This is a genomic window from Pseudomonas sp. MOIL14HWK12:I1 (assembly GCF_000510705.1).
In the GTDB taxonomy this organism is placed as follows: Bacteria; Pseudomonadota; Gammaproteobacteria; order Pseudomonadales; family Pseudomonadaceae; genus Chryseomonas; species Chryseomonas oryzihabitans.
In genome coordinates, this window is record NZ_KI783307.1 from 205,401 (window position 1) to 220,454 (window position 15,054).

Annotated in this window: 9 protein-coding genes; 4 read left to right on the forward strand and 5 right to left on the reverse strand. The window is 68.8% G+C overall.

The features are described 5' to 3' along the window. The first annotated feature begins 33 nt into the window (after positions 1-33). Positions 34-1,380: an Nramp family divalent metal transporter gene (locus tag PSEK12I1_RS0110900; protein WP_027598277.1), complete on the forward strand. Its 1,347-nt coding sequence runs from the start codon at positions 34-36 to the stop codon at positions 1,378-1,380. A 125-nt stretch (positions 1,381-1,505) separates the two neighbouring features. Then, on the forward strand, positions 1,506-2,519 hold the full coding sequence (locus tag PSEK12I1_RS0110905; RefSeq protein WP_027601539.1) for a YrzE family protein: 1,014 nt from the start codon (positions 1,506-1,508) through the stop codon (positions 2,517-2,519). Positions 2,520-2,615: 96 nt separating this feature from the next. Here PSEK12I1_RS0110905 and PSEK12I1_RS0110910 read toward each other — a convergent pair whose 3' ends face one another. Continuing rightward, on the reverse strand, positions 2,616-3,173 hold the full coding sequence (locus tag PSEK12I1_RS0110910) for a TetR/AcrR family transcriptional regulator (RefSeq protein WP_027598275.1): 558 nt from the start codon (positions 3,171-3,173) through the stop codon (positions 2,616-2,618). A 95-nt stretch (positions 3,174-3,268) separates the two neighbouring features. Between PSEK12I1_RS0110910 and PSEK12I1_RS0110915 the strand changes: the two genes are divergently transcribed. Next, positions 3,269-4,450, forward strand: coding sequence for an MFS transporter (locus tag PSEK12I1_RS0110915; protein ID WP_027601540.1), 1,182 nt, complete (start codon positions 3,269-3,271; stop codon positions 4,448-4,450). Here PSEK12I1_RS0110915 and PSEK12I1_RS0110920 read toward each other — a convergent pair. Next, complete coding sequence (locus PSEK12I1_RS0110920; RefSeq protein WP_027601541.1) at positions 4,447-5,385, reverse strand: DNA/RNA non-specific endonuclease; 939 nt, start codon at positions 5,383-5,385, stop codon at positions 4,447-4,449. The two genes, PSEK12I1_RS0110915 and PSEK12I1_RS0110920, sit on opposite strands and share 4 nt — an antisense overlap. A 146-nt stretch (positions 5,386-5,531) precedes the next feature. Here PSEK12I1_RS0110920 and PSEK12I1_RS0110925 point away from each other — a divergent pair, with 146 nt between their 5' ends. Continuing rightward, the gene (locus tag PSEK12I1_RS0110925) at positions 5,532-6,887 is read left to right on the forward strand and encodes an OprD family porin (protein WP_027601542.1); all 1,356 of its coding nucleotides are present in this window, start codon (positions 5,532-5,534) and stop codon (positions 6,885-6,887) included. A gap of 730 nt (positions 6,888-7,617) precedes the next feature. Here the strand turns inward: PSEK12I1_RS0110925 and PSEK12I1_RS0110930 are convergent. The 3 genes from PSEK12I1_RS0110930 to PSEK12I1_RS0110940 all read right to left on the reverse strand — a co-directional run bounded on the left by PSEK12I1_RS0110930 (position 7,618) and on the right by PSEK12I1_RS0110940 (position 14,941). Continuing rightward, the gene (locus PSEK12I1_RS0110930; protein WP_027601543.1) at positions 7,618-12,750 is read right to left on the reverse strand and encodes a DUF4011 domain-containing protein; all 5,133 of its coding nucleotides are present in this window, start codon (positions 12,748-12,750) and stop codon (positions 7,618-7,620) included. A 140-nt stretch (positions 12,751-12,890) separates the two neighbouring features. Next, entirely contained in the window at positions 12,891-14,273 is a 1,383-nt protein-coding gene (locus PSEK12I1_RS0110935) for a heavy metal sensor histidine kinase (protein WP_027601544.1), read from the reverse strand. Further along, a complete protein-coding gene (locus PSEK12I1_RS0110940; RefSeq protein WP_027598269.1) occupies positions 14,270-14,941 on the reverse strand; it encodes a heavy metal response regulator transcription factor in 672 nt (223 codons plus the stop codon). Before PSEK12I1_RS0110940 ends, PSEK12I1_RS0110935 begins: the two co-directional genes overlap by 4 nt. Positions 14,942-15,054: the final 113 nt, after the last annotated feature.

Below are 15,054 nucleotides of genomic sequence, written 5' to 3' on the forward strand. Positions count from 1 at the left end.
AAGGGTAGTCCTACCTTGCCGCACGAGTTCGCCATGAAAGAATCCGCCAGCTACGTCGAGCCTGCCTGGCAGGAGCCTGCGCCGTCCGCCCGGCCCAGCCTGGGGCGGATGAATGCCAGCGTGCCGGTGCCCGAGGGCGGCAGCTGGCTACGCCGACTGCTGGCCTTTCTCGGCCCCGGCTACATGGTCTCGGTGGGCTACATGGATCCGGGCAACTGGGCCACGGACCTGGCCGGCGGCTCGCAATTCGGCTACCTGCTGCTGTCGGTGATCCTGCTCTCCAACCTCATGGCCATCCTGCTGCAGGCCCTGGCCGCACGGCTGGGCATCGCCACCGGGCTGGATCTGGCCCAGGCCTGCCGCGCGCGCTATTCGCGGCCCGTTAGCCTGCTGCTGTGGATCGCCTGCGAGATCGCCATCATCGCCTGCGACCTGGCCGAGGTGATCGGCACCGCCATCGCGCTGAATCTGCTGTTCGGTATCCCGCTGATGTGGGGCGCCATCCTCACGGCGCTGGACGTCTTTCTCATCCTGCTACTGATGAATCGCGGCTTTCGCTGGCTGGAGGCCTTCGTCATCGCCCTGCTGACGCTGATCTTCGTCTGCTTCGGTGTGCAGATGGTGCTGGCCCAGCCGTCCATCGCCGCGATCGCCGACGGCTTTCTGCCCAAGGCGGAAATCGTCACCAATCCGGCCGCGCTCTACCTGGCCATCGGCATCATCGGCGCCACCGTGATGCCCCATAACCTCTATCTGCATTCGTCCATCGTGCAGACCCGCGCCTATCCGCGGACCGAGGAGGGGCGCCGGATGGGCCTGCGCTGGGCGGTGGCCGACAGCACCCTGGCGCTGATGCTGGCGCTGTTCGTCAACGCGGCCATCCTGATCACCGCCGCGGCGGTGTTCCACAGCGCCGGGCGCACCGACGTGGCCGAGATCCAGGACGCCTACCATCTGCTGTCGCCGATGCTGGGCGTGGGTATTGCCTCGCTGCTGTTCGCGGTGGCGCTGCTGGCCTCGGGCATCAACTCCACGGTCACCGCGACCCTGGCCGGCCAGATCGTCATGGAAGGTTTCCTGTCGCTGCGCATTCCCGACTGGGCGCGGCGGCTGATCACCCGCGGCATCGCCGTGATCCCGGTGGTGGTGGTGACCGGTCTCTATGGGGAAAGCGGCACGGCCAAGCTGCTGGTGCTGAGTCAGGTGGTGCTGTCCATGCAGCTGCCCTTCGCGGTGATCCCACTGGTGCGCTTCGTCTCGGATCGCCAGCTGATGGGTAGCTTCGTGATCGGTCGGCTCACACAGGTGCTGGCCTGGGCGATCGCCGGGCTGATCGTGGTGCTCAATGTGAAGCTGCTGGCCGATATCCTTCTTGGATAGCGGATAACTGAGGTCTGACGACCTTTGGTGGCTCTGGAATGCTGGTCTGGGAACTTCTAAAAGCGTGACGGTATCAATCCGTTACCACAATAAGTTCTTCCCATAACCACCCTGGAGCACTTGCCATGTCCTACGACGCCCGCCACACCCCAGCCTATGCGGCCACCACGGCCACCGCTGCCGCACCGTTGCTGAAGCGTATTTCCTGGAGTTCGATCATCGCCGGCGTGGTCATCGCCCTGACCGTGTCGCTTCTGCTGAGCCTGCTCGGCACCGCCATCGGCTCGGCTTCCATCGATCCGCAGCAGGAAGCCAATCCGTTGTCCGGCCTGGGCAAGGGCACCGGTATCTGGGTCGGCGTCAGCGCCGTGGTGTCGGTCTTCGTCGGTGCCTGGATCGCCGGTCGCCTGGCCCAGCGCGAAGGCGCCCTGCACGGCATCCTGGTCTGGGCCAGCGTGACCCTGGTCAGCGTCTATCTGGTGTCCAGCGCCGTGAGCGGCGTGGTGCGTACCGGTCTGAACGTGGCGGGCAGCGGTCTGTCGATGATCGGCAGCGGCCTGTCCCAGGCGGCACCGGCCCTGACCAACCAGGTTCAGGACCAACTGCGTCAGCAGGGCATCCAGCTCGACCTGGGTGATCTGCAGAACGAACTGGAAACCGCGCTGCGCCAGACCGGCAAGACCGAACTGCAGCCGGAGAATCTGAAGCAGCAGGCTCAGGGCGCCGAACAGGATGCCAAGAACACCGCCCAGAACAGCGCCAACAATCCGCAGCAGACCGATGACCAGCTGAGTGCCCTGCTGGATCGTCTGAAGCAGCGTGGCGACCAGGCCTGGAACGCCGCCGACCGTCAGGCGCTGGTCAACCTGATCAAGGCCCGCACCGGCAAGAGCGACGCCGAGGCCAATGCCATCGTCGACAAGGCCCAGCAGACCTACCAGCAGGCCTATGCCAAGTATCAGGAACTCAAGGCCCAGGCCGAGCAGAAGGCTCGCGAGGCCGCTGACGTGGCTGCCCGCAAGGTCTCCCAGGCCAGCTGGGTCCTGCTGATCAGCCTGGTGATCGGCGGCATCGTCGGTGCCATCGGTGGTGCTCTGGGTCGTCGTACCCAGCCGGCCAACAAGGTGGTTGCCGCCTAAGCGCAGCATCCAGCGTATCCCGCGGGATCCGCTGACCAAGCACGAGGCCCGGACGGGTGACAGTCCGGGCCTCGTCGTTCATGGATGACGCCTCGCCTAACGGTCTGGCCGCAGCACCCGGGCGAGCAGCTGCCGGCACAGCGCCAGGTCCGGGCGCTCGGCGCCGAACAGGGTGCGATAGATCAGCGGGGCGACCAGGCCATCGAGCAGGACGTCCAGGGTCGGTGCCGGTTCGCCACGGCTGCGGGCGCGTTCGAGCAGCAGCTCCAGGCGTTCCCGGGTCGGCTCGGTACAGCGCACCGCGCAGCCCGGATCAGTGGCCGCCAGGGCGTCCCTGAGCATGGCCTGGCCGGGGGTGGAGGCGAGGTCGTCGACATAGTGTTCCAGCCAGCGTTCGAGATCGCCTCTCAGGCTGCCGGTGTCCTCGGGCGGCTGGTCCGGGCGCAGCCGCTGCAGGTCGACGTCGGCCAGGAGACTGGGCAGATTGCCCCAGCGACGATAGAGGGTCGAGGGCGTGACCCCGGCGCGCGCGGCGATCAGGGGGACGGTGAGGGCTTCCCGGGGCTGCTCCTGCAGGAGCGCCAGGACGGCCTCGTGGATGGCTTGCTGAACGCGGGCACTGCGGCCGCCGGGACGGGCTTGCTTGCTGGTCATGGTGACAGGATACCCGGCTCTTAACGCAAACGCATTGCTTTTGCTGCAGGAAGGGTTCAGGCTTTAAAGCAATTATTTAGCTTTAAGGTGCGGACATGTCTTCGCTGAACGGCTCCTCCTCTGCACGCCTGACGCTGCTGGGTTCAGTGCTGCTGACCTTCCTGGCCGCGTCCAGCGCGCCGACCCCCCTCTATGCCAGCTACCAGCAGGCCTGGGGCTTTTCCACCTTCTGGCTGACCTGGGTGTTCGCCGTCTATGCCTTCGCCCTGCTGGCCGCCCTGCTGGTAGGCGGGCGGCTGTCCGATCACCTGGGGCGGCGGCCGGTGATCCTGGCGGCGCTGCTGCTGGAGGCGGGTGCCATGCTGCTGTTCCACCAGGCGCATGACCTGGCGGATCTGGTGCTCGCCCGCGCCCTGCAGGGCCTGGCGACCGGGATCGCCACCAGTGCCCTGGGTGCGGCGCTGCTCGACGTGGATGCCGAGCGCGGTCCCTGGTTGAACAGCCTGACGCCACTGCTCGGCATGGCGATCGGCGCCCTGGGCTGCGGCCTGCTGGTGGAATTCGCGCCGGCGCCGCTACAACTGGTCTATCGGCTGTTCCTGGCGCTCTTTCTGCTGCAGGGCCTGGCGCTGCTGCGCCTGCCCGATAGCGGTCCGCGCCGACCGGGTCTGCTCGCCGCCTTGCGCCCCCAGCTGGCGGTGCCGCCCCAGGCCCGCGCCATGCTCTGGCGGGTCCTGCCGCTGGAGCTGGCGGTCTGGGCCGTGGGCGGCTTCTATCTGTCGCTGATGCCGGCGTTGGTCAAGGCGGCGACCGGTACGACGTCGATCCTGGTCGGCGGGGGCGTGGTGGCCGGCCTCACGCTCACCGGTGCGGCCTGTCTGCATGGCTTGCGCCTCTGGCCGGCGGCGCGCCTGCTGCGGCTGGGGGCGAGCACCCTGGTGGCCGGTCCGGCGCTGCTCTGGCTGGCGGTGGCCAGCGGTCAGCTGGGACTCTTCGCTCTGGGCACCCTGGTGACCGGCGTCGGCTTCGGCAGCGGCTTTCTCGGCGCCACCCGCAGTCTGCTGCCGCTGGCGGAAGCGACCCAGCGCGCCGGGTTGCTGGCCGCCTTCTATGTGCTCAGCTACCTGGCGTTCTGCCTGCCGGCCCTGGCGGTCAGCGCCCTGGTGCCACGGCTGGGCCTGACTGGCGCCGCCGAGCTCTATCTGGTCGGGGTGATCCTGCTGGCGCTGCTGGGGGTGCGCAATAGCCTGCCCCGTGCCTGCGTGCAGCCGGGTTAGAGCAGGATGTCGGCGGGACCGAAAATGGCCCGCTCGACGGGGCTGCCGGTGACCCGCTCTTCATTGGAGAAGCCGTCGTGGTCGCGCAGCGGGCCGAAGTCGATGCCGGTCAGCTGCTCGATGCGCAGGACGCTGCACTGGTAGGTGCGCAGGCGACCGAAGGCGATGGAGAGCTCGTCCAGTTCGCGGCGCTGGTCGATGAGGTAGGCGCTGGCGGAGGGCTTGCCGTCGTCACCGAGAAAGGCCACCACCTTCCAGAAGGCTTCGGGGATCCGGGCGTCGCGATAGGCGCGGTCATCCGCACGCAGGACCGGGCCGCTGAAGACGCTGACCCTTGCCTGCCAGCGCTGGGTGTTGTCGAGAATGTAGTCCTCCAGCTCCAGCCAGGTCTTCTGGTTGAAGGCGGCCATCTGCGGCGCGCAGTTGGTGAAGTGGAAGGTGTCCGTATTGGCCTGGGCCGCGGCGGCGCCCCAGTTGGGATCCTGGCGGCGCACCAGGTGGCCACGGTCGAGCAGGTTGTCGGCATAGAGCGCCTCGCCCAGCTGCGCCTCCAGCGGCACCCGACCGTCGTAGGCCCAGGCGTCGCGACTGCGGGGCACCTCGACGTGCTGGTCGCCAGCGATATTGACCCCGACCCAGAGCGCCATCCGCCGGCTGCGCGAGAGGCTGACCGAGAAGTGGGTGTAGTCCAGGCGATCGCCCGAGGCGGGCAGGGGATAGATGTCGCCGGCCAGGGCCGCGCTCGGACGGGGCCAGGGGATCTGGAAGGCGCCCAGGAAGTCGGCCTGGTAACCCTGGCGGTCGGCCAGGCTGGCGGCGGGGGTGATGCGCGGCTCGGCGCTTCTCAGACCGGCGGGTTGCGCCGGCAGCAGGGGGCGCAGGTCGGCGAGGCGCGGACGATAGGCGAGATCGACGGCAAAGGGCTGGCTGGACATGGCGGCGCTCTGGCGAAAGGGGCGAACCGCCAGCGCAGCACAGGGAGGTTACCGGACGATGACGACGGTCAGCGAAGTGGTATGCACCGGCGCTAGCTGGCAAACTCGTTCGCGACCTAACGATTCCAACCCTGAGTGAACCGCCCATGAAGCTATCGCTGTTTTCCCCCTTTGCCCGCCAGCGCGCCTGGCTGCTCGGCGTGCCCGGCCTGCTCCTCACCGGCGCCGCCCTGGCCAGCCAGCAGTCCGATGCCAAGGGCTTCGTCGAAGACGGTGACCTGACCCTGCTGCTGCGCAACTACTACTACCTGCGCCAGAACGAAGGCGACGGCCATGGCGCTGAAGCGCGCAACAGTCGCGATCCGCGCAGCTGGACCCAGGCCTTCCTGCTCAACTACACCTCGGGCTTCACCCAGGGCACCGTGGGCGTGGGTGTGGATGCCTATGGCTATCTGGGTCTCAAGCTGGATGGCGGCGATGGCCACGCCAACACCCCGAACATGCCGGTGGACGGCGACGGCAGCCAGCGCAGCGAATTCAGCAAGGGCGGGGCGGCGGTCAAGCTGCGCGTCTCCAACACCGTGCTCAAGTACGGCGACCAGCAGCCCACGGCGCCGGTGCTGGCGGCGGGTGGCAACTGGCTGTTTCCCCAGACCGCCCGGGGCTGGAGCCTGGTGAGCCAGGAGGTCGATCACCTGATGCTCGAAGGCGGTCACTTCACCGCCGCCACGGCGCCGCGCACCACCGGTTCGGACGGCGGCATCTTCGCCGGTTACGCCGGCGTCGAAGCGGCCTCGGCCAGCTATGCCGGGGGCGTCTACAAGTTCAGCGATCACCTCAGTGCCTCGCTCTATGCCGGGCACTTCGAGGATGTCTGGGACCAGTACTACGGCAACCTCAACTATGTAGTGCCGCTGGCCGCCGAGCAGAGTCTGACCTTCGACGCCAACCTCTATCGCACCCTGGACGCCGGCAGCGCCAAGGCCGGCAGTATCGCCAACACCGCCGGCTCGCTGGCCGCCGCCTTCCAGACCGGCGCCCACACCTTCACCCTGATCCACCAGCGTATCCATGGCGACCAGCCCTTCGACTACGCGGTCTTTGGCGCGCCGGTGCCGGGGTCCTTCGGTGACTCCATCCTGCTCGGCAACTCGATGCAGTTCTCCGACTTCAACGGCCCGGGCGAGCGCAGCTGGCAGGCCCGTTACGACCTGAACATGGAAAGCTATGGCGTGCCGGGCCTGAGTCTGATGGTGCGCCATACCCGCGGTAGCGGCATCGACGGCACCCACCTGGCCGCCGACTCGGCCTACGCCGGTCTCTATGGCGACGGCGACAAGGAACACGAGACCGATCTGGAGGCCAAGTACGTCCTGCAGAACGGCCCGGCCAAGGACCTCAGCTTCCGCCTGCGCCAGGCCTGGCATTCCGGCAGCCAGAGCACCGGCGGCACCGTGGCCGAAACCCGGCTGATCACCGAGTATCCGCTGAATATCCTGTAATTGGTCGCGCTCCGCAGGTTGGGTTGAGCGCAGCGAAGCCCGGTGCCGGGGTCCTGCGCGGCTTGTTGGGCTTCGGCGATAAGGCCGCCTCAACCCAACCTACAGGGCTGGGCCTGGTAGGTTGGGTTGAGCGCCGCGAAGCCCAACGGTCCACTGGCGATTGGCATGTCCGGGAGTGCCCTCACCCCAGCCCTCTCCCAAGGGGAGAGGGGGCAGTTCGGTGTGATCGGGCACCGTGTAGGTTGGGTTGAGCGCAGCGATGCCCAACAGTCCGTTGGCCATCGGCATGTCCGGGAATACCCTTACCCCAGCCCTCTCCCATGAGGAGAGGGGGTAGCCGCGTAGAGTGGATAACGGCGCAGCCTTATCCACGCCCAGGTGCAAAGGGCAGTGGAAAACGCGGCGCGGTTTTCCACGCTACGGATACCCTGGCAGCGCGACACCAGGGGACAAGCTACCACCCGCGCCGGACCCAACCGCCCCCTCTCCCTCTAGGAGAGGGCTGGGGTGAGGGTTGCCCCCCGCCAACGGTGCCAGGATCGAGCGCGGCTTGTTGAGCTACGGCGATGGAGTAGCCTCAACCTAGCTAAGGCCAACCTTGGCTACTTGCCACCTTTGGCCATCGGCATGTCCGGGAATACCCTCACCCCAACCCTCTCCCAAGGGGAGAGGGGGCAGTTCGGTGTGATCGAGTGCCGTGTAGGTTGGGTTGAGCGCAGCGAAGCCCATTTCAGACTTTCGCTCGCGATTCCTCCAGCAGCCGCTCGATCTCCCCATGCAGCCGCTCGGTGGCGCCAACCCGGTCGATCCACCATTCGGTGGACCAGACGCGCAGCAGCGTCCAGCCGAGGCCCTGGAGGATGGCGCTGCGGGTCTTGTCACGGTCGCGGGCGGTGGCGGCGCTGTGGTAGGTGGCGCCGTCGCATTCGATGCCTACCAGGTAATCGCCCGGGCGGTCCGGATGGACGATGCCCAGGTCGATGCGGAAACGCGACACACCGATCTGCGGCACCACCTGCCAGCCCTTGGCCTGTAGCGCCTGGGCCACGGCTTCCTCGAAGGGCGAGTCGTGCCCGCCCAGCGAGCCCTTGACCGCCGCCGCCAGGGCCTGGGGGCCGCGCTGGGCGAATTCCAGGAACAGCTTGAGATCCCGTACCGCGCGGGCATTGGTGCGATTGAGGTCGATCAGCCCCGGATCGAAGGAGGAGAACACCAGCATCTCCCGGCGCGCCCGGGTCACGGCGACGTTGAGGCGGCGCCAGCCACCGTCCTTGTTCAAGGGGCCGAAGTTCATCGACATCGTATTGGCGCCTGGCTCGGTAGGGCCGAAGCCGATGCCGAGCATGATCAGGTCGCGCTCGTCGCCCTGCACCGTTTCCAGGTTCTTCACCACCACCGGCTCGGCCAGGTCTTCGGCGAAGTGCGCCTCGATCTCCGGGTGCTGCTGGCGCGCGCGGTCGAGCAGGTCGGTGACCAGCCGCTGTTGCTCGCTGTTGAGGGTGATGATGCCCAGGCTGAGTCCGGCGAAGGCCGGATCGAGCAGGCGCTTGACCGCCTCGGCGACCATGGCCTGGGCTTCCAGGGCGTTGTGCCGTCCCTTGCCCTTGGCGTAGACGCCGTCCACCCGCCGCCATTCCACCGCGCTCGGACGGATCTCCGGGGCGGGGAAGGTGATGAGCTTGCCGTCGTAGTAGTGATGGTTGGAAAAGGCGATCAGGCTCTCGTGGCGACTGCGGTAGTGCCAGTTGAGGCTGTGGCTGTAGATGCCGGCGCCCAGGCATTCGTCGAGGATGCTCTCCAGGTCCTCGGCGGTGTCGTCCTCGCCGGCGGCGCGGTCGAAGAAGCGGGTCGGCGGCATCTGCCGGGGGTCGCCCGCGATCACCACCTGCACACCGCGGGCGATGGCGCCCACCGCGTCCCAGGGCGCGATCTGCGAGGCTTCGTCGAAGATCACCAGGTCGAACAGGCCGCCATCGGGCGGCAGGTACTGGGCGATGGACAGCGGACTCATCAGCATGCAAGGCGCCAGCCGCGCCAGGGCGTCGCCCATTTCCAGCGCCAGCTGGCGCAGCGGCTTGTGCCGGCGCTGCTTCTGCAATTCGTGCTTGAGCACGGCGAAGCCGCCACCCTGGCGCGCCGCGTCGTTCTTGGGCGGCAGGCCGTGGCAGAGCAGGGCGCGGATATGGCGCACGGCGAGGGTCTGCAGGCGATCGTCCAACCGGCGATAGGCCTGGATGTCGCTCTCGTGCTCGGCCGGGACGAAATCGCGCAGCAAGGGCTCGGCGTCCAGGGCGGTGGCGGCGAACCAGCGGGCATAGGCGGTTTCGAAGACGGCTGCGAGATCCTCGCCGGAGCCGACCGTGACGCGCGCGATCAGCGGCGCCAGGCCGAGGGCGTCGGCTTCCTCGCGGACCCGCTGCCAGTCGCACCAGGCCTTGAGGCGACCGGGCTGGCGCAACAGGGCGGCGGCGGTGCGTACCAACTCGGCGGCCGGGGTGTCTGCCGGCAGTCCTGCCTGCTCGGCAAAGCTCTGGCGCGCGGCTTCGGCGGCCTCCAGGGCGGCGGAGAAGGCGCTGCTGGCCGGTGCCAGGGTAGTGTCCACCGGCTGGTCCTCGGGATGCTGCAACCGGCGCGCCGCCGCCTGGCGCAGGGCCAGCAACTGCTCGGGCGTTTCCGCCAGGGTCGGCAGCGCCGTGCTCAGCCTTTCCGCGAGGGCGCGGCGCGCGAGCAGGGCCTCCAGATCGCTGGTGACGCCTTGCCAGCCGCTGATGGCGGCCAGGCTGGGCGTCAACTCGTCCAGTTCGGTAAGCAGGGTGCGCTGGCGCCGCAGGCGTGGCAGGTCGGCGGCCACGTCGGGCTGGCCCTGGGTTTCGCCCTGGCGGGCGAGATCCTGGGTGACCTGGCGCTGGGCGCGGCTGGCGAAGATCCAGAAGCGCTGCCCGGCGGCGTCCCAGGCGGTTTCCAGCTGGGTCAGGGCGACGCGGCGACAGGCTTCGGCGGCATAGGGCACCGACAGCTCGCGCTCCAGCGTCTGGTAGTCCCGCAGCAACTCCAGGGCGCGCCCCAGCTGGCGCTGACGCTCGGCGGCGCCAGGCCCGAAGGCGAAGGCCAGGTCCTGGCCGGCGGCGTTCTGCAGCAGCTCGGCGAATTCCAGCAGGCGCCGGGGCGCCACCTGATCCGCCAGCGGCAGGCCAAGGACGTCGCGCAGGCGTTGCCGCGCCTGCTGCAGGGCCTGCTGGGTGTCGCGCAGCCGTTCGGCGGCGCCGACCAGGGCGTCCTGCCAGGCGTTGGACCAGGGATGGGCCGGCAAGAGGGCGAAATCCGCCGCCAGGCTGCGGCCGGTCTCGGCGTGCAGGGCCAGGCGGCGCACGGCGTTGCGCAACTCGGCCAGGGCCTCGGCGTCGTGGGCGTCGGCATTGGGCCAGGCCAGGCGCGGGGTATCGGGGGCGGCGTCGCGCAGGACGCGGCCAATGCTCTGCTGCAGGGTCAGGCCATTGGGCCAGCGCCGGTGCAGGCGCTCGACCACTGCATTGAGGCGATCGCGCAGGCGTTCCACCTCGGCGGCCTCGGCCAGCCATTCTTCTTCGTCGAGGCCGTCGCGGGTATCCCAGGCGCGCTCCAGCTGCTTGAGTACCTCGGCCTTGGACGCCTTGCTCGAATGCAGCTCCAGGCAGAATTCGCCCAGCCCCTGGGCCTCCAGGCGGCGATAGACCACGTCCAGGGCCGCGCGCTTCTCGGCGACGAACAGCACCCGCCGACCGAGCGCCAGGTTGTGGGCGATCATGTTGGCGATGGTCTGGGACTTGCCGGTGCCGGGCGGGCCGTCCAGCACGAAGTCCTGGCCACCGGCCGAGGCCAATACCGCCGCCAGTTGCGAAGAATCCGCCGGCAGCGGGGTGAAGAGTTCGGCCGGGGTGACCTGGCGATCCAGCTCGCGCTCGCGGGGAAAGCTGCCCCCGCTCAGGTAGGCGCCGGATTCCGTGGTGCGCTCCAGCAGGTGCCGCACCAGCGGGCTTTCCATCAGCTGGTCGCTGCGCTCGGTGAGGTCCTTCCACATCAGGTACTTGGCGAAGGAGAACTGGCCGAGCAGCAATTCGTTGCTGACCTCGAAGCCGGGCAGGTCGCGCACCGCGCGGCGGACCCTGGTCCAGATGCCATCCACGTCGATGCCGTTGCCATCGCCGGGCAGCGGGCCGTCGAGCCCGGGAATGTCCAGGTCGAAGTCGTGGCGCAAGAGCTCCAGCAGGGTCAGGTTGAAGCGCGGCTCGTCCTCGAACAGGTGCAGGGTGATGCCGCTGGCGGCGCTCTGCCGTTCCAGGCGTACCGGCAGCAGGATCAGCGGCGCACGGTAGTGCTTGGGATCGTCGGCCGCCTTCTTCCAGCGCAGGAAGCCCAGCGCCAGGTAGAGGGTGTTGGCGCCGCCCTCGTCGAGATCGCTGCGGGCGCGGCGATAGAGCTCCACCAGGGCCGCGTCCAGTTTGGTCGCATCCAGGGGCGCGACCACCTCGCCGCGGGCCAGGGCGCCGCGGGCGTATTCGTCGTCGAGATTCTCGTGCTCGCGGGCTTCGTGCAGCACGGCGTCGCGCCCGCTCACCGCCAGATCCGGCAGCGGCACCAGACGCAGTGCCCGGCCCTCGGCCAGGCGATCTTCCAGCGCCGCCGGCTCGGGGCAGAGCAGGGGCACGCTGCGGGCGTTGTCCGGCACATGCAGCAGGCGATTGCGGGTGGTGAGGTCGAGCAGTTTGCGCTGCCACAGCGCCAGGCGCCCGACCGGGGTGGTCGGCGCCGCCTCGACGTCCACGTCGAAGGCCGGCAGCGGCGGGGCTTCTTCCAGGGCTTCGCCGGGCAGCAGCAGGCCGTCCGCATGGATGGCCGGCTGGCCGGGCACCGCCAGCGGGCGAATGCGTTGCAGGCGGGCGCGGCGGATGTCCAGCGCCAGTACGAAGGACTCGTCGTCCAGCTGCCGCTCGGCCAGTTGCATGGCCTGGCTGAAGGAGGGCGGCGGCGAGGCGGTGGCCTGGGTGGTCTCGAAGACCAGCAGGTCCTTGAGCGCCACCCGCTTGCGCACCGGCTCGGCGTCGTCGGTGAGCAGCTGAGCGAATTCCTGGGGCTGCAGCCAGACCCCGGCGAAGGCATGGCCGCGGGTAATGACCAGCAGCGGATTGAGACCGGCCTGTTCCAGCGCCGCGCAGGCGAGCAGGGCGAGATCCAGGCAGGTGGCCAGGCCGCCGTCGAGGATGGCGCCCGGCGTGCGGATCTTCTGGCCTTGGCGCTCGAAACTGGCCGGCGGCACCGCATAGGTCAGCTGCAGACCGCACAGCGCCGACCAGAGCGCCGAACCCAGCTCCCAGACGCGTCGCCGCGAGCCGCTCTCGTACCCGTCCAGCGCCGTGGACTTGCCGGCGCGGCGCAAGACCTCGGCGGCCGCGCCCAGCAGGCGATCCACTGCCGGGTCGTTGGGCATGACGAAGGCCGCGGCCAGCTCGGGCATGCTGTCCACGCCGCCCCACTGGTTGCGGGCCAGCAGCTCGACCGGATAGCGCCGCGTCTGCAGGATCTCTTCGCCCTGGCGTACCGTGAAGGTCAGCTGGGCGACCAGGCTTTCCTGCAGGCTGCCGAGCAGGGCGGCGTCGAATTCGAGGTCGCGATCATCGAGATGAAGGGTGCCCTTGGGGTCCAGGCGCTCCAGGTGCCAGGTGCGCGGGACCACGAAGGCCGGCTCGGCGGTCACCGTCAGGCTGACGTCGACCAAGGGGTCCTGGCCGCTGTGGGTGAGGCGCAATTCGCGCAGCACGGGCACCGCGTTCTGGTGCGCCGCAAAACCGATCTTGCCGGCCAGCACCAGTTCGACATCCACGCTCATCGCCTACCACCCTTGCTTATTGCCTAAGGTAGATGAATGTACAGTAGTGGACGGGTCGATGCAGCCCATAGCCGGCCTGGGCAAGCGGAAAAAGTCCTTTGGTGACGGGCGGTTGCGTGGTTTGAGGGATAGGTCGCGCTTCAGGCCGCCGGGGTCGGGAAGACCAGGCTGAAATGGATGCCCCGCTCATCCTGCTCGACCTCGGCGCGGCCGCCGTGCAGGCGCATGATGGCGGCGACGATGGCCAGGCCCAGGCCGTTGGAATCATGGGGCTGGTGGCGCGAGGGATCGGCGCGGTAGAAGCGGTCGAATAGCCGACGCAGGTGCTCCGGCGCCAGCGCCGGCCCGGCATTGCTGACGCGGATGCGCCCGCCGTCCGCCTGCAGGAGGATCTCGCCGTCCGGCTCGGCGTAGCGGATGGCATTGGCTACCAGGTTGCTCAGGGCGCGGCGCAGCATCAGTGGATCGGCGACCACCTCGCCGCCGCCCGCTACCACCAGGCGCAGGCCGCGCTCGTCGGCCGGCCCTTCGAAATAGTCGGCGATGCGCGCCAGCTCTTCGTCCAGCTGCAACGGCTGCGGGGTCAGCACCGCCTGGGCGTCGTCGGCGCGGGCGAGGAAGAGGATGCTTTCCACCAGCCGCGAGATGCGCTCCAGCTCCTCCAGGTTGGACGCCAGCAGCGCCTGGTAGTCCTCGGCACTGCGCACCTGGCGCAGGGCGACCTCGGTATGGCCCATGAGGGCATTGATCGGGGTGCGGATCTCGTGGGCGAGGTCGGCGGAAAACTGCACCAGTCGGCCATAGCCGTCGGCCAGGCGCGCCAGCATGGCGTTGTAATTTTCCACCAGCGGCTGCAACTCGCGCGGGGCATCGGCCAGCTTCAGGGGCGCGGCCAGACGAGTCGGGGTGATGCCGCCGGCATGGCGGGCGATGCGTCGCAGTGGTGCCAGGCCGCGCCGCAGCAGCAGATAGCCGAGACCGGCGGTACACAGGAAGGCCAGGGTCACCGCGCCGATCAGGCCCAGCCGGAAATCGGCCAGGGTGGTGTCCTCGTTGCGCAGCACATGGGCGGCGGTCAGTTCCACCGGGCCTTCGGGGGTGTTCACCGCGACCCGCGCCGCGCGCCAGCGGGTGCCGTCGGCCAGGGTGCCCTCCCGTATATCGGCCGGCGTCGGTCGCCGCGTCTGGGGTACCACGGCAAGATCCGGGAGGGCGATATTCAGTGGGTTGGAGGCGATCACCGGCTTGGCGCCCGGCGCGCCGATGAGAAAGACGTCCTGCTCGTTGCCCAGCATGTTGGCGAACAGCTGCGGACTGCGGCCCAGGGTCTCCAGCGACAGATCGGCGCTGAGCAGGCTGCGGAAATGCGCCAGGCGACCGAGCAGGGCGTAGTCGGCGCGCTCCAGCACCGTCCGTTCCAGGCTGTGGTAGAGAAAGGCGCCGGCGCCGCCCACGGCCAGCAGCGCGACCAGGGCGAACCCCAGAGTGGCGCGCAGGATCAGCGAAGGTGAGCGGGCGCTCAAGGCCTCACCTCGCAGACGTAGCCGATGCCGCGCACGGTATGGATCAGCTTGACCGGGTATGGGTTGTCAACCTTGGCGCGCAGCCGCTTGATGGCCACGTCCACCACGTTGGTGTCGCTGTCGAAATTCATGTCCCAGACCTCGGCGGCGATCAGGGTGCGCGACAGCACCTCGCCTTCGCGGCGCAGCAGCAGGTGCAGCAGGGCGAATTCCTTGTTGGTCAGCACGATGAGGTCGTCGCCGCGGGTCACCCGTCGCCGCAGGAGGTCCAGCTGCAGATCGGCCAGGTGGAAGTGCTCGGGCTCGCGCACCACGCCACGGCGCAGCAGGGTGCGGATACGCAGGAGCAGCTCGACGAAGGAGAAGGGCTTGACCAGGTAGTCGTCGGCGCCCAGCTCCAGGCCGCGGATGCGATCCTGCAGGCCGTCGCGGGCGGTGAGAAAGAGCACCGGCACGTCGAGCTTCTTGCGCAAGACCTCCATGATCTGCCAGCCGTCGATGCCGGGCAGCATGACGTCGAGGATGATCAGGTCGTAACGGCCGTCCAGGGCCAGGTGCAGACCGTCGGCGCCGTGCTGGGTCCAGTCGACCGCGTAGCCGGATTCGCCGAGACCCTTCTTCAGGTACTCGCCGGTCTTCTGGTCGTCTTCGATGAGGAGAATGTGCATGACGTAATGGTAGGGCCTCCGGTCGCTGCGCTGGGTGACATTTTTGTCATTCGCCGGTCATCTTGCTGACCCCCCACGCGTCGCACTGTGGCGGGGCGATTCCCTATCCCAGG